The 22,155-nt window shown below is 67.4% G+C and carries 19 protein-coding genes and 1 pseudogene; 12 read left to right on the plus strand and 8 right to left on the minus strand.

The features are described from left to right. Positions 1-288: pseudogene (locus BM242_RS27710) on the plus strand (Tat pathway signal protein); the annotation flags it as partial. 120 nt (positions 289-408) lie between these two features. Continuing rightward, a complete protein-coding gene (locus BM242_RS27715) occupies positions 409-840 on the plus strand; it encodes an SAM-dependent methyltransferase (RefSeq protein WP_093841731.1) in 432 nt (143 codons plus the stop codon). A 482-nt stretch (positions 841-1,322) separates the two neighbouring features. On the opposite strand, the gene BM242_RS31255 is transcribed toward BM242_RS27715, so the two are convergent. Continuing rightward, positions 1,323-1,934 carry an ATP-binding protein gene (locus BM242_RS31255; protein ID WP_093841705.1) on the minus strand — a complete coding sequence of 204 codons (612 nt, stop codon included), beginning with the start codon at positions 1,932-1,934 and terminating at the stop codon, positions 1,323-1,325. A gap of 128 nt (positions 1,935-2,062) precedes the next feature. Here BM242_RS31255 and BM242_RS27725 point away from each other — a divergent pair, with 128 nt between their 5' ends. From BM242_RS27725 to BM242_RS27740, 4 genes are all read left to right on the plus strand, one after another. Next, the gene (locus BM242_RS27725; RefSeq protein WP_093841706.1) at positions 2,063-2,944 is read left to right on the plus strand and encodes a helix-turn-helix domain-containing protein; all 882 of its coding nucleotides are present in this window, start codon (positions 2,063-2,065) and stop codon (positions 2,942-2,944) included. Next, entirely contained in the window at positions 2,931-3,131 is a 201-nt protein-coding gene (locus BM242_RS27730; protein WP_093841707.1) for a DUF397 domain-containing protein, read from the plus strand. The genes BM242_RS27725 and BM242_RS27730 overlap by 14 nt, the downstream gene beginning before the upstream one ends. Positions 3,132-3,368: 237 nt before the next feature. Beyond that, positions 3,369-4,766: a helix-turn-helix domain-containing protein gene (locus BM242_RS27735; RefSeq protein WP_093841708.1), complete on the plus strand. Its 1,398-nt coding sequence runs from the start codon at positions 3,369-3,371 to the stop codon at positions 4,764-4,766. Further along, the gene (locus BM242_RS27740; protein ID WP_093841709.1) at positions 4,763-5,674 is read left to right on the plus strand and encodes a DMT family transporter; all 912 of its coding nucleotides are present in this window, start codon (positions 4,763-4,765) and stop codon (positions 5,672-5,674) included. The genes BM242_RS27735 and BM242_RS27740 overlap by 4 nt, the downstream gene beginning before the upstream one ends. Positions 5,675-5,871: 197 nt before the next feature. Here the strand turns inward: BM242_RS27740 and BM242_RS27745 are convergent, their stop codons facing one another. Continuing rightward, positions 5,872-6,795 carry a class I SAM-dependent methyltransferase gene (locus BM242_RS27745; protein WP_093841710.1) on the minus strand — a complete coding sequence of 308 codons (924 nt, stop codon included), beginning with the start codon at positions 6,793-6,795 and terminating at the stop codon, positions 5,872-5,874. A gap of 118 nt (positions 6,796-6,913) precedes the next feature. Here BM242_RS27745 and BM242_RS27750 point away from each other — a divergent pair, with 118 nt between their 5' ends. Beyond that, entirely contained in the window at positions 6,914-8,620 is a 1,707-nt protein-coding gene (locus BM242_RS27750; protein ID WP_093841711.1) for a proline--tRNA ligase, read from the plus strand. A gap of 13 nt (positions 8,621-8,633) precedes the next feature. On the opposite strand, the gene BM242_RS27755 is transcribed toward BM242_RS27750, so the two are convergent. The 4 genes from BM242_RS27755 to BM242_RS27770 all read right to left on the minus strand — a co-directional run bounded on the left by BM242_RS27755 (position 8,634) and on the right by BM242_RS27770 (position 11,975). Beyond that, positions 8,634-9,299, minus strand: a complete 666-nt coding sequence (locus BM242_RS27755) for a PIG-L deacetylase family protein (protein ID WP_093841712.1) — start codon at positions 9,297-9,299, stop codon at positions 8,634-8,636. Further along, a complete protein-coding gene (locus BM242_RS27760; RefSeq protein WP_093841713.1) occupies positions 9,296-10,177 on the minus strand; it encodes a radical SAM protein in 882 nt (293 codons plus the stop codon). The genes BM242_RS27755 and BM242_RS27760 overlap by 4 nt, the downstream gene beginning before the upstream one ends. Before the next feature lie 50 nt (positions 10,178-10,227). Next, positions 10,228-11,271, minus strand: a complete 1,044-nt coding sequence (locus tag BM242_RS27765) for a glycosyltransferase family 4 protein (protein ID WP_093841714.1) — start codon at positions 11,269-11,271, stop codon at positions 10,228-10,230. A 116-nt stretch (positions 11,272-11,387) separates the two neighbouring features. Next, on the minus strand, positions 11,388-11,975 hold the full coding sequence (locus BM242_RS27770; protein WP_139238482.1) for a hypothetical protein: 588 nt from the start codon (positions 11,973-11,975) through the stop codon (positions 11,388-11,390). 790 nt (positions 11,976-12,765) lie between these two features. On the opposite strand from BM242_RS27770, the gene BM242_RS27775 reads away from it, so the two are divergent. Both BM242_RS27775 and BM242_RS27780 read left to right on the plus strand, forming a co-directional pair. Next, positions 12,766-13,596: a hypothetical protein gene (locus BM242_RS27775; RefSeq protein ID WP_093841716.1), complete on the plus strand. Its 831-nt coding sequence runs from the start codon at positions 12,766-12,768 to the stop codon at positions 13,594-13,596. Further along, positions 13,596-14,324: an AAA family ATPase gene (locus BM242_RS27780; protein ID WP_093841717.1), complete on the plus strand. Its 729-nt coding sequence runs from the start codon at positions 13,596-13,598 to the stop codon at positions 14,322-14,324. The genes BM242_RS27775 and BM242_RS27780 overlap by 1 nt, the downstream gene beginning before the upstream one ends. Positions 14,325-14,589: 265 nt before the next feature. Here BM242_RS27780 and BM242_RS29750 read toward each other — a convergent pair whose 3' ends face one another. Next, complete coding sequence (locus BM242_RS29750; protein ID WP_175541615.1) at positions 14,590-16,818, minus strand: hypothetical protein; 2,229 nt, start codon at positions 16,816-16,818, stop codon at positions 14,590-14,592. Positions 16,819-17,819: 1,001 nt separating this feature from the next. Here BM242_RS29750 and BM242_RS27790 point away from each other — a divergent pair. From BM242_RS27790 to BM242_RS27800, 3 genes are all read left to right on the plus strand, one after another. Further along, complete coding sequence (locus BM242_RS27790) at positions 17,820-17,993, plus strand: helix-turn-helix transcriptional regulator (protein WP_217652606.1); 174 nt, start codon at positions 17,820-17,822, stop codon at positions 17,991-17,993. After that, complete coding sequence (locus tag BM242_RS27795) at positions 17,990-19,369, plus strand: tyrosine-type recombinase/integrase (protein ID WP_093841718.1); 1,380 nt, start codon at positions 17,990-17,992, stop codon at positions 19,367-19,369. Before BM242_RS27790 ends, BM242_RS27795 begins: the two co-directional genes overlap by 4 nt. A 388-nt stretch (positions 19,370-19,757) precedes the next feature. Beyond that, the gene (locus BM242_RS27800; protein WP_093841719.1) at positions 19,758-20,684 is read left to right on the plus strand and encodes a phosphotransferase family protein; all 927 of its coding nucleotides are present in this window, start codon (positions 19,758-19,760) and stop codon (positions 20,682-20,684) included. A 6-nt stretch (positions 20,685-20,690) separates the two neighbouring features. On the opposite strand, the gene BM242_RS27805 is transcribed toward BM242_RS27800, so the two are convergent. Continuing rightward, positions 20,691-22,076, minus strand: coding sequence for an NsdA family TPR-like regulatory protein (locus BM242_RS27805; RefSeq protein ID WP_093841733.1), 1,386 nt, complete (start codon positions 22,074-22,076; stop codon positions 20,691-20,693). Positions 22,077-22,155: the final 79 nt, after the last annotated feature.

The raw sequence follows: 22,155 nt of genomic DNA on the forward strand, positions 1-22,155 counted from the left end.
CGCGAATTCCGCCGCAGCGTGCGCACCCGCCGCACCCAGGAATTCACCCGCACCCACGCGGTGACCCTGGGATACCTCGGCGCCCTCCAGGCCCGGCAAGGCGCCCTCGAAGCCGCCTGCACCACCTGGACCCGCGCCCTGGAGGCCATGGACGGCGTCCAGTCCGGCCGCGCCAGGGACACCGTCATCCACATGCGCCGCACGCTCACCCCCTTCCGCGGACGGGGCATCAGCGCCGTGACCGACCTGGACGCCCGCGCCCGGGAAGTCCTCGCCCGCGTAGGCTGACCCGGCCGCCCCACGTGGCACCACCAGGAGCAGCAACCCCACGACCCGCAGCGGCAGAAGGAGACGCAGGTGCCCGAGACCCTCCAGCTCCAGGCCATCGCCACCGTGATCGGCGGCCACATGGAACCGGCCGACGACTTCCAGGGCGGCGTGGAATCCGTCATCCGCCTTGACGCCTCCTACCCGCTGGAGACCCTCCAGGGCATCGAGGAGTTCAGCCACCTCGTGGTCGTCTGGCACTTCCACCGCGCCTCGCCCGATGACGTGGCCCTGCACGCCCGCAGCCCGCGAGGCAACCCGCGCTGGCCGGCCACCGGCACCTTCGTGCACCGCAACCACCGCCGCCCCAACCAGCTCGCGGTCAGCTTCCCCCGCCTTCTGCGCGCAGAAGGCCGCGACCTGCACGTCACCGACCTCGATGCCGTCGACGGCACCCCGGTCATCGACCTCGCCCCCTACTTCGAGCACATGGGCCCCCGCGGCCCGATCCACCAGCCCACCTGGCCGGCCGAAATGCTCACCGACTACTGGACACCCGCACACCAGCGCTGACCAGCCCGTCGGCAGCGGAATCTGTTTTGCGAGGAGTTCTTCCGCAGCCCACGCGACGACCGACCGGGCTGATGCGGGAGACGTCCGGCGGGCCATGACCCCATGGGCTCCCAGTGCTGGGGCAGGCATGGTGACAGTCAGCCATCTGCTTCTCGCTCTCCTGAAGTCATGTCCGAGACTGAGTAGAGGATGAATGTCAGCAGATGAATCCCTGCCTGGCCCGTGCCGATGAGCAGCCCTATGGCCATTACTTGGGGCCGTCGTGTTCCCACCCTTGGTAATGGTCAAGTCGCATCTGCGGAGTACGGCAGCCTTCAGCGCTAGCAGCAGGCCATGAAGGAGAGCCGAGGTCATGAGCGCGTCCTCAAGTTGGCGGGGGAACGGTTGTCCACGGCCTGGGCGCACGGCAGCGATGTCTGGTCTCGCGCGGCACCTTGGGCACACGTCGGATTGGGTAGGCACAAGTCGACGCCTGAGGACACTCACCCATCGGGTTCATGGGAGGGCCGCTGGAGGAGGCACCACGTGGCCTTTCCGTCGGGCAGGGGAGCGACTCCCCACCTTGAGGCGAGCGTATTAACCAGTTGCAGTCCGCGGCCGTGTTCGTCTTCCGGACTGGTGCTTCGCAGCTTCGGACGGGAGCGCGAGCCGTCACTGACTTCGATCCGAAGCCCTTCGCGTGTGTGTTTGAGGCTGAAGATCAACGATGCCCCTGCCCCGTGCATGACCGCGTTCGCCGCAAGCTCGCTGCTGACGAGCACGGCATCCTCCTCGAGCTCGGTGAGCCCCCAGCGAGTCATGCACTCGCGAACGGTCCGACGGACGTCCGAGACCGCATTCGGCCGGGCATCGAAGCGGGTCTCCAACTGGTGCCAGAGCGGTGGAGCCATCCGGCGCTCGACTTGCAGTCTCCGACCGCAGCGTGTCCTGCCGTTTGGAGGCTGCTGTTCTTGCTGGCCGGCGGAGCCGGTGGTGTGCTGCGGTGTGCCGGACAATGCAGCTCCCCTGGAGGCGGTAACCATGCGGACAGTGACTGGGCGTGGGGGCGTAAGCGCCCTGGGTGTTGATGCGTTGGGAGTATGGCAGTGAGCCATCGGCTGTGGAACGCTCACTGGGAAACTGTCCGCATGGGCGGCCCGTCATCGGGCCGTGATGCGTCGCACGTCCACGCCGCCATGTAGCTTCCTGACGTCAGCGTCGCATCGCTCGTAAGGAGGCAAGCATGGGCACAGGACCCACTACGCGACGTCGCCAGCTCGGGTTCCGACTGCGCGAGTTGCGCGAGCGCTCCGGGCTGACGGCTGAAGAGGCAGGTCACCGTGCCGGAATGAGCAAGGCGACCGTCAGTCGCTATGAGTCGTCCATGGGACCTGTTCGATGGAACCAGGTGTATCAGCTCTGCGTCGTCTACGGCGTCTCTGTGGAGGAGCGCGACGCACTCGTGGAGCTGGCCAAGAATTCCAAGAACACCGATGGGTGGTGGGTTCCTCTCACCGGTGGTGACCGCAGCACCTTTGGAATGCTGATTGCTCTGGAAAATGAGGCAACCCGTATCCGCCAGTTCTCCCCCGTCTTTGTGCCGGGTCTGCTTCAGACAAGGGAATACGCCTTCGGTATTCGGCAACTCCCCGTCGCGCAACTGCCGGCCAATGCGGAAGAACTACTAGAACTGCGTATGGAGCGGCAGAAGATTCTGAGCGGTCCCGAACCCCCGAGTTTTCACGTCGTCCTGGATGAGTCAGTGCTCAGAAGGACAGTCGGCGGCGCGCGGACCATGGCCAGACAACTCGGCCACCTGCTGGACCTGGCTGCGAGCCCCAGGATCACCATGCAGGTACTGCCCTTCGACAGTGGTGCCCACACAGCGGCCCACAGCAACTTCATGATTCTGGGCGGAGAAGATCCGGCGTTGGATGTCATCTACACCGAAAGCTTCAGTGGTGGGCTTTACCTGGAGAAGCCTGAGGAGCGTGAACTGTGTGCCACGGCATTTGACTATCTGAGTGCGGAAGCACTTGATCCCGACACCTCGGCGACCCTGATCGCCGAGGCTGGCAAGAAGCACATGCGAGCACTTCAAGGAACCGAACGTGACCGAGCCTAACTGGTTCAAGAGCAGCTACAGTGGCGCACCGAACGCTGACTGCGTGGAAGTGGCAACCCTGGGCATGGGGCAGAGGGCAGTGCGCGACTCGAAAAGCCCTCGACAGCGCATCTCTGTGTCCACCAAGTCATGGCGCAGTTTCGTCCGGGCCGTCGTAGGCGACCTCAGCGCCCGTAGCAAGCACTGAGAACTGTGGCTTCGACCACCCATGGCCGGAGGCATGCGACCGAAAGGAGTGGCGCATGCGGCCTTGTCGGCTCGTGCGTTCCTTTCTGCGCGCCGCTGGTGTCACAGGACGGTCAGCCGAGCCCTGTGTGGGTAGGAACCCTTCAGCCCGTGCCCTTACTTGATGCGAATGTCACACCCGATGTGGACAGACCTCGGCGTCCGCCCGCTGTCCGCATCGCAGTCGTAAGGAGTTGTCGTGCCCCAGCGGCCGAAGCCTTTGGACGACTCCGCGTCCCTGGAGGCTTGGTTCGGCGTGGAGTTGCGGAACTGGCGCGTCCAGCGTGGCCTGACCCAAGACCGCCTTGGGGAGATGGCCCAGGTCAGCGGTGACCTCATCGGCAAGATCGAAAAAGCGCAACGGCGTTGCCCGGACGCGATCGTCGCCCGCCTCGACGAAGTGCTCAGCGCCGGTGGAGCTCTGATCCGGCTGTGGCGCCGAGTCCAAGCCGAGAACTCCGCGTCACCTGCGGATGCGGACAACACATCCTCCGCGAGGAGCGTGGTGGTTCATCCGGCTTCCAGCCCGGGTGGACAGCGCAGGCACCCAGCGTGGGAAGGGAACGCGCTCCAGCGGTTCTTCGAGCGATGGGACCTACTGATGCGCCGAAGGGAGTTCATCTCCGCCGGGGGAATGTCGGCCCTCGGCCTGCTTGCCGTCGACACCGGAGCGTGGACGGAACCGCCGATCAGCGAAGACGCCGTCCGCTTGCGGGCCCAGATGACGAACCACTACCGCCAGCTGGACAACATGCTCGGCTCGGCGAGCGTCTTCCGACAGGCACAGGAACATCATCGGCAACTCGTGTCCTGGCAACGGGGTGCCGACGTCTTTGAACGCGGCATGCTGTCGTCCCTGGTCGCCGACTCCGGCTCCCTCATGGCCTGGCTCCACACCGACCAGGCCCAGTATGGCGAGGCCGCCCTGTGCTACCGCCAGGCTGCTGAAGCCTCGGCGGAGGCGGGCGACATCGGTATGTACGCCTATCTGTTGAGCCGCATGGCCAGAATCCTGAACGAGTGCGGGCTGCCCAACGAGGCTCTCACCTTCGCCGACACAGCCGAACTGGCCGCAAAGGACAGGGTGCACCCTGCGATCCGATCGTGGCTCGCACTCACCCGCGCCTTCGCCCACGCATCCCTCGGTGACGATGTGGCGTGCCGCCGCGACATCGACCGAGCAGCAGAACTGCTCGAGACTCCCTGGGACAGCGAACCCCCTGCCTGCATCCGCTTCTACGATGCTGCACATCTGCACAAGTGGACCGGCTATGCGTTGATACACCTGGCCTCCCACAACCCCTCCCACTGGAGGGGAGCCCGCACCGCCTTGGACGAGAGCCTCGGAAGTTGGTCCAGCCAACTGGTCCGTGGAACGGCCGAGATCAGTGCCGCCTACGCCAGCGTCCATATCGCCCACCGAGATATCGAGGAAGCAGCGCGATGGGCCGCCCGCGCCTACGACGTAGCCCTGCGCACCGCCTCCCCCCGGAACCTCGGACGAGTCAAGGACGTCATCGCGAAACTCAAACCCTATGCGCGAACCCGAGCCGTCCGAGACCTCAATGAGCGCCTCGCGTCCGGAAGCCGCCGGTGACCTGCCGGGACGCGGCCCTGCTGATCACACTCGGCGCGCTGTGGGGGGCTGTCTTCCCCCTTGCTTCCTTCGTCCTTCAGGAACTGCCGGTGCTGGTCGTCGTTGTTGCCCGCACGGCGCTGGCGGCAGCGATGCTCCTGCCGCTGGCCATCCGCACGGCCGCGCTGCGTACCCACCTAGGCCGCTACCGAGGCCGACTGTTCACGGCAACGCTCATCCAACTGACAGTCCCGATCATCTTGCTCACCATCGGCCAGCAGTACGTTTCCGCCGGACTGGCCGGCATCCTGCTGGGCACACAACCCATGTGGGCACTGGCCTTCACCGCCACCGTCGAGCGCCGCCTGCCCTCGAGCGCAGTCGCCGGTATCGGCATTGGCGCGGCCGGGACCGTGCTTCTCTTTCTGCAGGACTTGGGAACCAGCCATTCCCCGCACGCTCTCCTGGGCGGCGTCCTCCTCGTCCTTTCCGCTGCAGGCTATGCCGGCGGAGCGCTCTACATCCAGAGGGCACTGCCCGGGGTCCCACCGGTAGCCGTAGCGGCAACGGCCATGACCCTGACCACGCTCCTCCTGGCGCCATGGCTCATCGCAAACCCGGTGCCTATGCCCGGAACCGCTGCGGTGGTCTGGCTGGTCGTTCTGGGCACTGTGGCCACGGGAGGCACTCTGGTGCTCTTCTACGCACTGATCAGGCGTATCGGCACCGTACGGGCGAACGTTGCGGCCTACCTCGCCCCCTGCTTCGCGCTCCTCTATGACATGCCGCTGGGGACCAACCCCACGATGACTGCTCTCGGGGGCCTGTGCCTGATCCTCTTCGGGTCGGTGATGGCAACGGGCTTCCCCACAGGCAGGGACAGGCCATTCCGGTCGAACCAAGCGGAAACCACTGGCACGGTCGATTGACATGGGGATTTGTAGGCTTCTGGATGGTTTCGCTGGCATCTGTGGTGTGGGGGATGGGGCGGAAAGGCCATGCCATTCGGTGTGCTCCCCGCCCACCTCGCGAGAGCGCACGTGCGGTTGGCCGGGCCGGGTGAACACCTGCGGCCTGGTCGGCACGCAGAGGGGGCGGTGCGGTGTCCGGTGCTGTGTTTGCCTGGTTAGAGATCACCGGCAGACTCGCGCTGGGCTGCAAGAAGGATGTGGGTGCCGCCGTCGCGCGCGCCGAGGCTGGAGCAAGCGATCATTTCGTAGGTGAGGAACTTGGACCACAGGTGGGGCGAACCTTCGATGGTGGCCAAGATTTTGGGATCTTCCAGGCTTGTCCAGTTGCTGGCGGATCCGTCGAGGACTACGCCGCCGCAGGCGGTGACGAGGGTGGTGAGCTCTTCCCAGGTGAACATCTTGCAGACGTGGGCCATGCCTGGGACGTGGCGCAGGTCGCCGGTGTGGATGACGGCGTCTGTCACATCGGTGCCGTGACGGCGAGCGAGTTGGGTGGCTTGGGGCAGGCGGGCTCGCCAGCTTCCCCACAGTGACATCACCGAGGCGATGAGGACTCCACCGGGCTTCAGGATCCGGAGCAGGCCGGTGAGGGCTCGGTGTTCCTGGCCGAAGGTGTAGGAGAGTGGGCCTCCGTAGGCCAGGACCATATCGAATGAGGCGTCGGGGTATCGGCGGGTGTCGCGGACGTCGAGAATCTGGCGGCGTTCCACAGCGTGCTGGGCGCTGGCCGCTGTGACGTTGACCTCGTTCAGGCGCAGTTGGACCGGTGAGATATCGGTGACCACAACGCGGGCACCATGCTCGGCCAGTACGGTGGTGAACCGGCCGGGTCCCGCTCCGACCTCAAGGATGCGCTGCCCCTTCTTGAGGTAGTTGACAAGGAAGCGCCGGTGCACTTCGAAGGACACCCTGCCGGCGATGGTGGCGCTGAGGCGGTCGGCCTCCTTCTCGGCGAGGGCGTCGTAGTAGTCGCGGATCGCTTGGACGAAGTGGTCGCTGCTGGGTGGGTGGTCCGAGGACTGCGTCAATGTACCGCTGTTCCGTGTCTTGAGCTCGTGGGGCGGGGGTGGCTGGGGCATGGCGCAACGTTGTGAGTGGGGGTGGGTTACGCCACTAGAATGCGGCTCTCGTGGCGAGGGTCGAAGTGACCGCGCTGCGACACTCCGCGGCTTCACCGAGAGGACGGTCTTCGGTCCCATGCGCTGGTCACAGCTGTACGTTCCCACTCTCCGGGATGACCCGGCGGATGCCGAGGCGGTGAGTCACCGCTTGCTGGTGAGAGGAGGGTTCGTCCGGCAGCTCATGGCCGGCCACTTCACCCTGCTGCCGCTGGCTGTGCGTGTCCGCAGCAAGATCGTGGACGTCATCAGGGAGGAGATGACCGCGATCGGTGTGCAGGAGTTCCTGCTTCCCGCACTCCACCCGGCCGAGATCTGGCAGCGCAGCGGCCGTTGGGAGGTGATGGGCGAGGAGATGTTCCGTCTGAAGGACCGCAAGGGCGCCGAGCTGGCGCTCGGCATGACCCATGAGGAGATCTTCACCGTTCTGTCGCAGGAACTGCGGTCCTACCGGGACTTGCCGCAGATGTGGTACCAGTTCCAGACGAAGTTCCGCGATGAGGCCCGCCCGAAGAGCGGCCTGCTGCGGGTGCGCGAGTTCACGATGAAGGACTCCTACAGCTTCGATGTCGCGAGCGAGGGCCTGGATCGGTCCTTCGACCTGCACAAGGCCGCCTATCAGCGGATCTTCTCCCGACTTGGTCTGCCCGCCATCGCGGTACAGGCCTCCAGCGGCAGCATGGGCGGCAGCGCGTCGGTCGAGTTCATGAGCCCGTCGCAGGCAGGGGAGGACCTGGTGGTCCGCTGCCGGAGCTGCGACTACGCGGCCAACACGGAGAAGGCGACATCTGCCCTGCCCGCCGTGGCGGACAGCCCGGCGCTCGTTGTCCCGGAGAGGTTCGACACCCCGGACGCGCGCACCATCGAGGAGTTGTCCCGCCGGCACGATGTACCGGCCGTGTCGCAGATCAAGACTCTCGTGTACGTCGTCGACGGCGAGCTGACTCTTGTCCTGCTCCGGGGCGACCACAACCTTGTCGAACAGAAGCTCATCGACACCCTTGCCGCGCAGACGGTCCGGCCGGCGACCGCCGAGGAGATCCAGTCTGCCCTCGGTGCCTCTCCTGGCAGCCTGGGTGCGGTCGGGGTCAGCGATGTGCCTGTGTGCGCGGACGAGGCTCTGCGCGGTCGCACCAGCATGGTCACCGGGGCGAACTCCGACGGTGTCCACCTGCGGGGCGTATCCGTCGAGCGGGACATCGCCGTACAGCGGTGGGCGGACCTGCGCGAGGTCACCGCTGGTGAGGCATGTCCCCAGTGCGGCGCCCCGCTTGATGTCGTGCGCACCATCGAGGTGGGCCACATCTTCAAGCTGGGCCGCAAATACACCGAAGCCCTGGGTGTGTCCGTGCTCGGACCTGCCGGTGACCGTGTCGTCCCGATCATGGGAAGCTATGGCATCGGCGTGGAGCGGGCGCTTGCCGCCGTGGTGGAGACCCATCACGATGAGAAAGGCATCGTCTGGCCGGTCGCGGTTGCGCCGTTCACGGTGGCTATCGTCGTCCTGGGCACCAAGGACGCCAAGGTGGCCGAAGCCGCCGAGACGCTTTACCGCCAGCTTGCCGATGAGGGGCTCGATGTGCTCCTGGACGACCGCGACGAACGGCCCGGTGTGAAGTTCCGTGACGCCGAGCTGATCGGCATCCCCTACCGGATCACGGTCGGCGCCCGCGGCCTGGCTGAGAACACGCTGGAAATCACCACAAGAGCCACCGGTGAGACCCAGACCGTGCCGGTCGCGGAGGCGGCTGAGCAGTTCCGCAAGCAGCTGACCGGCGCGGCCTGAGACGGCCGGCCCGTCAGCCGGCCACCTGGTGGAAGGCTTCGGTGAGGAGTTTTTCCGGGTAGCAGCGCAGGACCTTTGCGACGCTGCGCGCCTGGGTCTCGTAGTGCCCCATCGCGCGCAGCTTCGCCTCCAGGCTGGCACCCACCGCCATCCGCAAGGTCGCGGGCAACCGCATGGCTTCCACCTGCGCCGGTTCCAGGAATCCGGGCCGATCGGGTTCGGTGTACGGCGTCGTGCTTGTCATCAGCAGCACCTGCGGACTGCCGTCGTAGCGGCCGAGCGCGAGCCGCGTGAGGAAATGGGCGGCGCGGTGGTCCGGGTGGCCGTTCATCCCGTTGGGTGGGAACGCCACCACACGGAGAGGAGTCCAGCGGCGCAGCGCGTCCAGCACGAGTGCGGCCCCCTCGGCTTCGTGGTCCGCCAGGTGCCCGTCGGGCAGATCGTGTACTTCGGCGCACGCCACATCGAGGACCGCTGCGGCGCGGCGCAGTTCCGCTTCACGCACGGCCGGCAGTTCCTCCTCCTTGCACATGCCGAGGGTCCTGCCGGCGCCGCCGCGTGTCAGCGTCACCGTGACCGTGACACCTCCGCGGGAGGCGGCCTGGTGCAGCAGCCCGCCGCAGTGCAGGCTCTCGTCATCGGGGTGGGCCACGATGACAAGCAGCTCGGCGGGGGTCACGCCGGGACCACCGTGTGGGTCTTGTCCAGGGCGGCCAGGCGATCGTGGATGTCCGGATCGCTGATGCTCCCGATCCTCCGACGCCGGTCATTGGTGTCCTCAATCTGCCAACCGGTGCCCTGCGACTGATCGGGTATCCACACGAGTCCGGCGGAATCAATGAGGACGTAGCGATGTTTGCGGCTGCTGACGCTTTTGGCGACCACCCGGACGTGCCGGGGCGCATCCGCTTGAGCGCGCTGGACGGCGTGCTCGAAGGTGCTCTCGGGGATGGCGAACTCGTCTCGGTTCCGGTGCCCCAGTGGCCCCATGGGCATGAACTGGAAGAGCTGCCACTCGCAGATGCCGGAGTATCCGTGGAGCAGTCTGGCGATTGCGGAGGTGTCCTCGGTGTTGCCGGCGTGCACCACCGTGTTGACGCACAGCCGGGCTCTGGCCTTGTCCAGGAGTGAGAGGATTTTCAGCTGTGAGTGGACGGTCGCCTGCCGGCGGAACCGCTGCTGCACCTCATCGGTGCTGCCGTCGAGTGGTATGCCGATCACGTCGGCAACGGACACCACGTCCTCGGCCGGGACGTGGGCGGCCATGCCTTCTCCCATGAAGCGGATCGCCGCCGGCCCAAGGAAAGCGGTGCCCACGGTGTCCAGGGAGATCCGGAGACCCAGACCGCGTAATCCCTTGAGCAGCGGGATGATGTCCGGCCGGGTCAGCGGATCGCCGCCGCCAACGGTGATCTTTTTCAGCGCAAACCTGTCGCACAAGCCGGCCACGAAGCCCGTCACCACAGAGGTGTCGCTGACTGTGCGGCCGAAGTAGTTGTAGCAGCCTGGGCAGGCGACGAAGCAGCTCTTTCCCGCGCTGAGGATGACGCTGCGCATGGTGCCCCCAAAGGTTGTTCGATGCGGAAGATCGGTGGTGATACCGCAGGTCAGCTTCGAGTCAACGTCCGATAGGTGCGTTCGTAGCCGTCTGTCATGCGACGGATGGAGAATCTGGCGGCGACGTGCTGCCGACACGAGGCGCGATCAATCATCGGTAAGCGGCGGATACCAGCGGCCAGCTCCTCGATGCTGTCGGCCAGGTAGCCGGTGACACCGTCGTTCACGAGTTCGGCGGCGGCTCCGGTGCGCAGGGACACCACTGGCGTGCCGCACGCCATCGACTCGATCGCAACGAGACCGAACGGCTCCGGGATGCGTGAGGTGATGAGCGTGCCGACCGCCCCCGCGAGCAGAGACGTCTTGCGGGGGAAGTCGAGCTCTCCCAGGAACGACACCCGCTTTCCGTCCAGGTGCGGCTGGACCTCATGCTCGAAGTAGGTTCGGTCACTGTGCTTGATCCGGCCGGCGATCTTCAAGGGAAGCCCGGCCAGGCGAGCCGCCTCGATGGCGATGTGTACGCCCTTCTCGGGCCTGATCCGGCCGAGGAAGACCAGGTACGGATTCGCCCCGACCGGCTCCGCCGCGAAGGGGAACGCTTCCACCGCAATACCGTGATGGATCGTGCCGAGAAAGTTGAGTTCCGGCAGCCGGGAACGCTGGCTGTCGCTGATGGCCACGTACCGTTCGGTGGCGAAGCGGCGGAAGAGCCGAGTGTTGTCCTCGTTGAAGTAGCAGTGCACGGTGTGCAGCACGGGCGAGCGCAGGCCATACAGGGCGGGGATTGCCAAGCAGCCGGTGTTGGCGTGCACGTGAGAGTGGATGACATCGAACTCGTCCGCCCGGTCGCGTACGTCCAGCAGCTGCAGCATGCGGTAGATCTCAGGTTCTGCGATGCCTGGGGCCTCGTGCAGGGCCGGGGCGCCGGCGCTGTGAAGGTTGCCGGCAACCTTGGAGTCACCCGAGGCGAAGACCGTAACGTCATGCCCGTCGAGGACCTGCACCGCAGAGAGCTCGGCAACCAGTGTCTCGATGGCTCCGTAGCCTCTGGGAGGAACGCTCTCCCATAACGGCGCCACGTGTGCAATGCGCATCCTTGGCCTCCTTCCGATTCGCACAGTCCACTCGGAGAGGACCGGCTGGGACGATCGGGTCCGGTAAGGCAGCACCGAGGAGGGGCATCCCGCCGTCGGAGGGCGAGGCAGCTTCCTCAGGCTGTTTTGCCGCCGTGCAGGTTGGGGATGCCGTTGAGGAAGTCGCGCACCTCATCAGCGCACCTGTGGATTGCTGCCTTGCTGGATTCGAAATCGAACAAGGTGAGGTACCGCAGGATGTTCGATTCGTAAATCCTCGGGTTGATACTGTGCCTGGCCATGACATCCGGCCACAACGGCAGCATCCACAGGTGGAAGTGCGGCCGTTCAAGCTTCTCCTCCTGGTACATCTGCACCGCAGTCAGACCCAGCCGTTCCCGCATCGCCCGCCGCACGGAGTGAGTCACCCGTCCGATCCGCTCCACCAGGGCCAGTTCCATCTCGTCCAGCGCACCGATATGCGGACGGACACCGACGACCATGAACCCCGGCACAGCCCACTCGGCGTCCTGCCGGACGGTGATGATGCCGTCGTCGAAGACCGGGCTGAGGATGCTGGGCAGCTCCGGCTCCCGACTGTTCATGAAGCAACCCCGGCACGTGTCCTCGGGGACGAGGTGGCTTGAGCCGCCAAGAAAGTCGAGATACCGGAAGCCCGGAGGCGGCGGGCCCGGAAGCTGAGGCGTCGTGGCGAATTCAGGCACGGTCTCTCCAATCAAGTGACTGGGCGGAGGTGCTTCGCGGCGCCCCTATGGCCTTCGGCGAGACGGGTCGCTGCTGGCCGGCACCAGTTGCGGCACTGGCCCAGCCCAAGCGCGTTGACCGCGCCGCCGGCCGCTGACATGCCGGTCAGTAACGTCAGAGAGGCTGACTGTGACGTGCCAGGAGCCTACCGAGCTGCGTCGGGATCCGCCGGGATTTTCCGCCGTAGACGGCAGCCATGTGCCGTACCGGGTGCATCTGCCCATCGGGACCAGGCGCGACGCGCGGACCTGATGGTTGGGCCTGGCCCGCCCCACCGCCCCCCGGGCAGCCGACGGCTGCTCCGGAGCTATGACGGAGGTAAGCCCGCACCACAAGCCGCTGGGCGTGTCCTGGATTGCCACGAACCGGCTGCGGCGGTCGGCGGGGTAGCTGCGGCAGCGCACCGTCCACCGTGCAGCTGTGCGGCAACTGTGCACAGGGGGTTCTCGCGGTCTCCCCGGACGGGTGGGTGTGGCCGTGCGTCTTCGCCCGCTTGACGCCGCTGGGAAGCGTGACTTGGCGGCCGAGTTCGCGGCGCAGCGGCCCTGCGTGCCGGCATGTGTAATCCTCAGTGCGGGCCGAACTGCAGCCTGGCGTGTGTGCCCCAGGGCAACTGCCAGCCTTCGGGGCGTTGCGCGCCCGGGTTCAGCTGTGGTCCGTGCGCGCCGAAGGACCAGGCGTGCGCACCGGAACGCAACTGCCGGCCGAACAAGTGCCGTCCCACGCGATAAGGCGGAGCACCGACACACCGTGACCAGCCCCAACAGCCAGGTTCGCTATCTGCACCGCATCCTCGCCGAAGGCGCGGAACGCCTGGGCGTCACCCTGCCGACGGACATCGAGAAGGAGGCCGTCTACGGCTGGCGCGAGCGCACCATCGGGGCGCCGGCCTTCCGCGATGGCGAGAAGCTGTGGCTGCGGGCAACCGGTGAGCACCAGGACTGGGCCGAGACCGAGGACTGGCGGGGCAATCAGGACGCCGCCACCCTGAGCGGCATCCCCAAGCCGGCCCTGCTGGACCGGGCCGAGTGGCACGAGCAGAACGTGGTCACCTGCGCCGAGCTGATGACCTTCGTGCCGGACCCGGTCTGCTCACCCACCGCGGAACTCACCGAGCCCGTCGATGCGTCCGAGGCCTGGTGGCAGGACCTGCGCCAGGCGCTGGAGACGCTGGCTGGCCAGCCCACCGAGCGCGGCACGCAGGACGCCGACCGCTACACCCCTCAGCTGCGGGTCTTCTTCGGCGCCAGGGCCGACCACCTCAAACCCGGTTGGCGCACCGAGCACTTCGACCTGCAGTGGTCCAACCTCACCGCGCCACGCCTGTGGGTGCTGGACTGGGAAAGCTGGGGCCGGGGACCGGCCGGATACGGCGCAGCCACCCTCTACTGCCACAGCCTCCTGGTACCTGAGACCGCCCGGAGGGTCCGCGAGCTCTTCGCCGACGTTCTGGACTCGCCCGAAGGCCGCTATGCCCAGGCCTGTGTCATCGCCCACCTGCTCCAGCGTGCGCTCGGCGGGGACTACGCTGACCTCGTGCTGCCCCTGCACCGCCTCGCCGACCGGATTCTCCAGGCCTGATGTTCCTCACCCGCATCCGCATTGAGGAGCCCTCCGCCCAGGAGTGGCCGTTGACCATGGCGCCGGTACGGCAGCTTGCCGCGGAGGGCCTGCGCTTCGTCCGGCCGGTCACGTTCCTGGTCGGGGAGAACGGCTCGGGCAAATCCACCCTCATCGTGGCCATCGCCGACGCCTGCAAGATCAACTCCCAGGGCGGCAAGGCCGGCACCAGATACGCCAGCACCGGTGAAACCACACCCCTGGGCGAGGCCCTGCGCACGGACCTCACCAAAGAGGGCATCCGCCTGCTCACCGGGCCCCGCCGCAAACGTAAAGGCTTCTTCCTGCGCGCGGAGACCCTGTTCAATCTCGCCCAGAACGTCTCCGGCTCCTATGGGTTCTGGGAGGAGAACCTGGAGGAGCAAAGCCACGGCGAGGGCTTCCTGACCGTGTTGGACGCGATGTTCGACGAGCCGGGGCTGTACCTGATGGACGAGCCCGAAGCGGCCCTGTCCTTCGGCTCCTGCCTGCGCCTGGTCGCCCTGTTGGACCGCCTGGCCAAGACCGGCGGACAGGTGGTGTGCGCCACCCACTCACCACTGCTGACGGCCCTTCCCGGCGCCCGCATCCTGGAACTGGACGACCATGGCTTCACACCCACTGAGTGGCAGGACCTGCCGCTTGTGGACCACTGGCGCCGCTACCTGGCCGACCCCCACTCCTACCTGCGGCGCCTCATCGACCCCTGAACCACGCGCCGGCTCGTGTCCGGAACGGCAGGCCACTCAGCGACTTTCCGGTGGGGCCGCGTCTGTCGGGTGAGAGTCACCTGGCGCTGCCGGCATGGCTGGTCTGCGCCCTTTATGTCAATGGCCGTTGTCGATGAACTCTTCCGGTCCCGCTGGGCTGGCTGGCGCGGACCGGGAAGTGCCTCTCACCTGACTTCGCACCCGGTGAGGCTGCACGAGGCCGAGCAGCATGGGATGGCCTGACCGAGCGGGTCGTCCGATCTTGTCACTCGGGGCGGCCCTGCTGGTCTGCTGGTGGAACGGGGAGCGGCCAGTAGGAGGTGTCCCGTTTGCCGTCCAGCGCGGCCAGCAGGACATCCTCCGACATCTGCAGGGCCGGGGCGCAGCGTAGGAGCTGGGAAGGTGTGACCGGGGCACCGTCGAGCCAGGCCGAAACCAGGGGTTCGGGGAGGATGGCGTGTTCGGCGAGCTGGGCGGGGGCCATGCCGAGGTGCTGGATGCGGTGATCGAGCAGGCCGGCCACGGTCAGGTCCTGGGCGAGTGCGTTCAGGCGGGCGGGCAGGTCGTCGTAGAGCTGGGGGTCCAGGGGCGTCGGCGGGCCTTGGCGCAGGAAGTCCATTGCGGTCCGCCCGTAGTTGGCCAGGATGTAGTTGGCGCAGTCCTCCAGGAGAGCGACCGTCCACGTGCGAGCGTCCCGGTCGGTGCGGTCGGCGCTCAACCGCCAGGTGCGGGTGTGTCCCTGGAGGCAGAAGTCGGGGTCGACGATCAGCAGACCCGCTTTGACGGCTATGGCGCGGGGGTTGAGCGGCCAGAGGTTCGAGGGGACGACGGCGTCGGTGTCGAACAGGCGGGTGAGCAGCCGGTCCAGGCTGGCGGCCATCGCGATGGCGCACGGCTCGTCGAAGAAGCGGCGCTGGGCCAGCCCGGTGAAGTACTCGAATTCCTCACGGAGCCGGCCGGGCAGCATCGTGCTCGTGCTGTCCTTGACGGACGGCACGGGATCCTTGGCCACGGCCGGTGTGCTGGCGAAGAAGACATCGGGGTCCGCGCCCGCAAGCAGGCTGCGTTCCTGGTCGGTGAGCGGCCGTAGGGGGCGGGGGCGAATGTTGCCGAAGGATTCGAACCAGGCGCGGGGGCGGAGGTCTCCGGTGCCGAGCTGCTGGCTTGCCGGGTGGTCGGGGTCGGAGGCGACGTGGGCGAGGGTCTGGTCGTAGTGGAACAAGACATCCTCATCCTGGAGGAATACCTCTTTCCACAGGCCGAAGGTGCGGTGGCGGACGGTGAACCGGTCGCCGGCCGGCAGCCCCAGGTCACGGGCGTAGTCATCGCCCTGGTCGAGGAAGTCCAGGACGGTCTCGGCCTCGGAGAGGATCAGGTGGAAGGCGAGTTCCTCGGCGGTGCAGGTGGGCAGCGGGGCCCTGCCGGCCCGCAGGTCCCCGGCGAGGTCCTCGACGGCGCGGACCATGGCCAGACGCCAGGCGGCGGACTGGCCGTCACACAGCGGGGGGAGCTGGAAGAGGAAGGAGTCTTCCAGTGCCCAGGCGTCGTCTTCGTCGTCGGGGCGTGGGAAGACGCGGTCGCCGTGGCGCAGCAGGTCGTGCCATCCCCTCTCGGCCACTGTGTCGGCGGCCACCGTCAGCAGCCGGGCTGCCAGCGGGGTCAGAGTGTCCGCCAGCGTCCGCACTCGGGGGCGCAGCACCTCGCTTCGCGCCGCCTGCCACGGGTCGAAGTCATCGCCCAGGGCCAGGAGGCGTGTAGCCCGTTCGACACTGGGCAGGCCTTCCGGGAGGCCCTGCTGCTCCGGGGCATCGGCCCAGGAGGGATGACCACGTCCGGGGTCGCGCGGATGGGTGATGCCGTAGGGCGAAAACCAGTGAGCGGGCGCCTCCCAGCCGCCTTCCGGTTCCGGTACCTCTTCCTCGCTGCTGTCGGCCGCTTCGCCCGTGGACGCGGAAGGCCGGGCTTCGGGGATGGTGTACTTCGCGTCCTCGACGACGAACGCCCACGCCTCCTCGTCGACGTACGGGGCACCGGAGGAGTCTTCCGTCGTGCCGTCGGGGACGGGCACGCCGAGCGCGGCGAGTTCGTCATCGTCGGCGGCGCACATGCGGGGCGCCGCGTCCAGCATGACCTTAAGTGCCCACGTCTCGGCCTGGCAGCGTGGCAGCGGGGCACGCCCGGCTGCCAGGTCCTCGGACAGGTCCCAGAAGGCCCGTGCTACTGACCGGCGGAAGTCGTGCTCCTGCCCGTCACACGCCTCGGGCAGCAGATACAGCACTGTGGCCGCCGCTCCCTCCTCACCGCGGTCAAACGGGCCGCCCGCGTAGTGGGCGGCGTCGCGGTAGGCGCAGAGCGCCAGCATGCGGCCGGCCGCCATCAGCAGCCCGGCCTCGAACGGCCGCAGGTATTCGTCGAGATCCCCGCGCGGCAGTTCCTCGAAGCACTCAGCCTGTTCGGTGTACGCACTGAAGGGGTCATCTGACGTATCGGTCATCTGTCGTGCGGTCCTGCCTGCCCGTCGTTCCCAAGTGGCCCGGCTCAGTCTCGCAGCACCGAGACGCGGATCGAGCCGGTACAGCGGGAATCTCCCCCGAACGGGGAGCGTCCGTCGTGCCGACCCTCGGCCCCTTCCAGGTCTCCGCAAGGGGGACCGGGTGATCAGGGGTGCTGTTGACCAGGCTGTGAGGCGGACAGCAGACCGAGGAGGGAAAGGGGGCCGGCCGGATGGACGGCGAGTGCACCGCCCTGCGAGGGCGCATTGCCCCCGACCGGAGGCTGCGACGCGGTGCACCGGATTCCTCGGAGAGACTCACCACCGTACGTCCCGACACGGCACTACCGTTCGATTTCATGGGGTCCTGGCCGGCCCACGAGGGGGACCGCTCGTACCCGTGTGCTGTGGACCCCACGGTGCTCTGCGGGCGCCGGCGGAACACGACGGGCACCACGGCTGACAGGCAGGGGGCATAAAGCGGCGCGGCCCGCGCCCAATCGCTGACAGCAGACGCGCTCAAGGCCCGAACGAGTGGAACACCCGACCAAAGCATGTCAACGTAAACGACCCGGCCAGAAGAACGGGCGACGTGCCGTCGCCTTTGTACCGCACGATCCCCGGTTAGCGAAATCGGGGATCGCCGAGAGCATGGATGGTATCTGCGCGGGCTGCTTGGCGGTGGACCCGGGCGGGCAGCGCAGTCCTGGGACGTTCACGCCATGATTCACCAGTGACTGTGTGTAAGGCAAAGAGTTGTCAGAAGGAGTTGACGTCCGGATAGTGCCACCCCTTTTCCATGAGGGCTCTTCCTGAGTGTTCCTGGCGGTTCCCCCTGCGCATGTTCTGGCGGAATTCGCCAAGTCGCTCGGTGTGGCGCGCCGGCGGTATCTCCTGGCTGTCCTTTCTCGGGATATGGGTGAACGGTAATGGTGTCCACGCGGTCGGCGAGAAATCGCCGCCACGCTGGCCGGATGGCTGGCGGGGAAGCCCCGGATGAGCTGATGACGGTCCCTGAGGTGCTCATGGCGCTCAAGGGAGTGTCTCGGCGGACCTTCTATCGCTGGCGCGAATTGGGCACGGGGCCGACCTGCTTCAAGCTTCCCAACGGAGAACTGCGCGTGTGGCGCAGTGAATTTCTGGCATGGCTCGCGGAGAGGGAGGAAGTCGCAGCTTGAAAACCACCGAGGTGCGGATCTGGGGCGTCAGGAAGAAGAAGGGAAGGGGCGGCAAGGAAGCATTCGAGGTCCGATGGAGCGTCGCGGGCCGGCCGATATCCAGGTCCCGCGCAACCAAAGGGCTCGCGGACAAGCTGAGGTCCCAGCTGATCATGGCCGTGGACGCGGGCGAACAGTTCGACACGGTCACGGGACTGCCTTCTTCCCTGGAGGAGGAGGCTCCGAAGCGCACCTGGTACGAGTTCGCTCTGGACTATCTGCGGATGAAATGGCCCCATGCGTCGCCGAACTACCGCGACGAAATCAACGAGGGCCTGACGGCGATCACGAAGGCGATACTGCCGAAGACCCCGGAACGCCCCTCGGACGAGGTGCTGCAGCGGGCGCTGCGGGACTGGGCCTTCCTGCTGCCCGGCCCCAAGGACCGGGAACTCCCGCCCCCGGAGCGGTCGGTCCTGACCTGGATCGAGGAGAACTCCCCACCGCTGGCGGCACTGGCCGACCCGGCCGTGCTGCTCGGAGTCGTGCACGCGATAGCGCTGCGGCTGGACGGGGAAGCGGCCGGCGCGGAGACCGCAAAACGCAAGCGCAAGACCCTGGTCAACGCGTTGAAATACGCCACACAGATCGGCGAGTTCGAGGACAACCCGCTCGGGCGGATCACCATGCCGACGGTGCTCACTGTCCGGCAGGTCGACCCGCGGGTGGTGGTCAACCCCGAGCAGGCCACGTCGCTGATCAACGCCGTCTCCTACGTCGGCGGCTACGAGCGGGCCCGCGGCCGGCGGCTGATGGGACTGTTCGCCGGGATGTACTACGCCGGCTTGCGGCCTGCCGAAGCCGTCGGCGTCGCCGAACCCGACTGCACCCTCCCCTTGCAGGGCTGGGGGCAGGTAGTGCTGCACCGCACCCGCCCCACCGTGGGGAAGAAATGGACCAAGACCGGTGAAGCGCACGACGACCGCGGCCTGAAGAACCGCGCGGCGCAGGAGGTGCGAGTCGTCCCCCTGCCACCCCAGCTGGTCCGGATATGGAACTGGAGCATCGAGACGTTCGGCACGGCCGACGACGGCCGGCTGTTCTTCAACGAGCGCGGCGGCCTGGTCGGCTCCAGTACCTACTACCGGGTGTGGTCCGAAGCGCGACAGCTGGCACTGCCACCCGATCTGGTCAAGAGCCCCCTCGCGGCCAGGCCCTACGACCTGCGGCACGCGGCCCTGTCCTCGTGGCTCAACGCCGGCGTGCCCTCCACCGAGGTCGCCGAGAGGGCCGGCAACAGCGTCGAAGTCCTCAACGCCCGCTACGCCAAATGCCTCCATGGCCGCCATGTGGTGGCGAACCGGCTCATCGAGAACCTATACGGCGAATACGAGTGATGTAAGTCACATTCAGGGCCCCGGGGTGACCCCCTCGGGGCCCTCACTATGTCGCTTTCGACCCGCTAATCCTCAGAAGTCCGATCCCACGAATATCCCACAAGGGCTGTCCCAGAGCTGCATTCACAGGCATATGGCTGCACATGACAGAAGACCCTCCGATCTGACGTGTTGCCTGATCAGAGGGCCTTTTAGGTGCCTGAACTGGGGTGCCCCCGGCAGGATTCGAACCTGCGCACACGGCTCCGGAGCCCAGATGCGCCCCGATCGCCGTACGTCCCTGACCAGCCACGGAAAGGGGCCGCTCGGCCTCCGCTCCCAAGATCATTACGTGGTGATTACGTGGGCGGACTGCCACGTGCCGCCAACGCCCGGTAGCGTCGATCGCATGAGCGCGGGCGACGGCGACAGGCACGACACGGCGGCAGCCTTCACCTCCGACAGCGCAGGGCGCACCCTGGTCCACGCCTGCCGCGCGGCGGGCCTCGACCCCTCCGGCGCCGGGCTGCTCCGTCTCGGCTCCAACGCGGTCTACCGCCTCGCCTCGGCCCCGGTCATCGTCCGCATTGCCCGCGACCCCGGCAGTCTGGAACCCATGACCCGCGCCGTCGGTGTCGCCCGATGGCTGGAGACGGAGAACTTCCCTGCCACCCGCGTCGTCCCCGGCATCGAGCAGCCGGCCACCATCGACGGCCGCGTGGTCACCTTCTGGGAGAACGCCCAGGACCGGCCCGAGTACGCCCGTCTCGACGAACTGGCCGACCTCCTCCGGCACCTCCACTGGCTCGAAGAACCCGAATCGCTCCGCCTGCCGTACTTCGATCCCTTCGCCAAGGTGTGGGAACCTCTCCGCCGCCTCGACGGCATAGCCGACTCCGACCGCGCCTTCCTGGAGGAGCGCGCCGACCGGCTGCACAAGGAGTACGACCGCCTGGATTTCGTCCTCCCCTTCGGCCTTATCCACGGTGACGCCAACGTCGGCAACGCCATCCGGCACCGCAACGGCCAGGCCATCCTCATCGACCTCGACGGCTTCGCCCTGGCGCACCGCGAGTGGGACCTCATCCTCACCGCGCTCTACTACGACCGCTTCGGCTGGCATACCCGCGCCGAGTACGAATCCTTCGTCTACCACTACGGCTTCGAGCTGCTGAACTGGCCGGGCTACCCCGTGCTCGCAGACGTCCGGGAACTCATGATGACCATCTGGCTCGGCAGCCAGGTCACGACCAGTTCCAAGGCAGCCGCAGAATTTCCCCGGCGTGTCGACGCCATCCGGACCGGCGGCAGCCGCCGCGACTGGCAGCCGTTCTGACCGCCGTTATTCCGTCCGCGTCGCTCCGGCCTCGTCCCACAGCCGGTAGCCGGCGGCCTGCTCCCGGAACTCCCGGCTGACCGCCGACGCCCCCGCCTCGTCCAGCCGTGCCCGGAACTCCGCCAGATAGCTGACGCACCGGGCCGACTTCAGCGACTGCCCGAGATCCATGGCGTCCAGCGCCACCCGGCAAGCCTCCTCCACGTCCCCTGCCCGCAGATGCGCATCCGCGAGCACCATCGTGGCGAAGAAGTCGCTCCGCACATGCTCACCGCTCATCGCGTTGTGGGCGTGCTCGACGGCCCGCCGCGCGTGATTCACGTCCCGGAAGCAGTGCGCCGCCTCGGCGGCCAGCTCCGCCTCATCGAAGTACGTGATCCACTCCGGCTCGTCGTCGCTGTTGCGGCTCTCCAGCGCTCGCGTCGATTCCGCCAACGCCTTCTCGCACGCCCGGACGTCTCCCGTCCGGGCCAGCGCGCGGGCCTCCATCGCGTGGAACTGCGCCATCATCGTCGGCGTGGCCACTCCTGAAATGCCCATCCGGGCCGCGCGGGCCAGGGTGGCGGCCTCGGTGTAGTGGCCCAGAAACGTCGCCTGGTGGCTCATCGCGGAGAGTATGCTCCCGGCCAGCCGGCGATCGTTCCCGTCCTGGGCGAGCCGCAGCGCGCGCAGGAAATACCGCTGCGCCAGGCCGTGATGGCATGCGTCGTAGGACATCCACGCGGCCAGCAGCGTCCCTTCCGCCACGGTCGAGAACAGCGCACGCCCGACCGCCTCCGTGTACTGCCCGTGGAGCAGCGGCTCGACTTCCCGGCTCAGATACTGGATGAGCGAGTGCCTGGCGTGCGCGCCGCCGAACCGGTCGTCCAACTGCGCGAACATCTCGGCCGTCGTCTTCACCGCTGCCACGTCGGCCAAGCCCACCTGCATATTCTCCCGTGCGCCACCGGCGGGAAAGCCCGGCTCCGGCGCCACCAGCCATCGCAGCGACGCTTCATGCCACGCCGGAACGACGGGCTCCGACCGCAACAGCGGCTCATAGCCATTGAGGTCCGCCCGCCACAGCCCTCCCACCCCGCCAATCGCGTCTTCCGGAGTGCGCGGATAGTGGGTCTCCAGCAGCCGCGCATCCTGCCCGGTCAGATGACTGAGGCCAAGCTCCGGCCCGCTCCTCCCCAGCACCTCGGCCAACAACGGGCCGTAGAACTCATCCGGGGTGCTATGCCCGTTCTCCCAACTGGCGATACGGCGCTTCACGCTGGCATCGGAGGGCAAGGCGTGCCCGTGACGCAGGGCCACGCGGCGCAGCTCGCTGACCAGCCGCATCTGGCTCCAGCCGCGTTCCCTGCGGGCGGCCCGCAGACGCTCGCCGGCGAACTGCTTCCCGTCCACGTCGCTGCACCCCCGACCACTGCGCCGCTCGCTCACTCCTCACCCTACGCAGCTACCTCCTCACAGGAAACCGATTCGC

It is taken from the genome of Streptomyces aidingensis, assembly GCF_900112355.1.
GTDB classification, from domain to species: domain Bacteria; phylum Actinomycetota; class Actinomycetes; order Streptomycetales; family Streptomycetaceae; genus Streptomyces; species Streptomyces aidingensis.

Excerpts from the sequence above, each read along its gene's own strand:
- BM242_RS31255 (WP_093841705.1), bottom strand. The coding sequence starts at position 1,934 with ATGGCTCACTGCCATACTCCCAACGCATCAACACCCAGGGCGCTTACG.
- BM242_RS27800 (WP_093841719.1), top strand. The coding sequence starts at position 19,758 with ATGAGCGCGGGCGACGGCGACAGGCACGACACGGCGGCAGCCTTCACC.
- BM242_RS27765 (WP_093841714.1), bottom strand. The coding sequence starts at position 11,271 with ATGCGCATTGCACACGTGGCGCCGTTATGGGAGAGCGTTCCTCCCAGA.
- BM242_RS27750 (WP_093841711.1), top strand. The coding sequence starts at position 6,914 with ATGCGCTGGTCACAGCTGTACGTTCCCACTCTCCGGGATGACCCGGCG.
- BM242_RS27715 (WP_093841731.1), top strand. The coding sequence starts at position 409 with ATGGAACCGGCCGACGACTTCCAGGGCGGCGTGGAATCCGTCATCCGC.
- BM242_RS27745 (WP_093841710.1), bottom strand. The coding sequence starts at position 6,795 with ATGCCCCAGCCACCCCCGCCCCACGAGCTCAAGACACGGAACAGCGGT.
- BM242_RS29750 (WP_175541615.1), bottom strand. The coding sequence starts at position 16,818 with ATGACCGATACGTCAGATGACCCCTTCAGTGCGTACACCGAACAGGCT.
- BM242_RS27780 (WP_093841717.1), top strand. The coding sequence starts at position 13,596 with ATGTTCCTCACCCGCATCCGCATTGAGGAGCCCTCCGCCCAGGAGTGG.
- BM242_RS27725 (WP_093841706.1), top strand. The coding sequence starts at position 2,063 with ATGGGCACAGGACCCACTACGCGACGTCGCCAGCTCGGGTTCCGACTG.
- BM242_RS27760 (WP_093841713.1), bottom strand. The coding sequence starts at position 10,177 with ATGCGCAGCGTCATCCTCAGCGCGGGAAAGAGCTGCTTCGTCGCCTGC.
- BM242_RS27790 (WP_217652606.1), top strand. The coding sequence starts at position 17,820 with ATGACGGTCCCTGAGGTGCTCATGGCGCTCAAGGGAGTGTCTCGGCGG.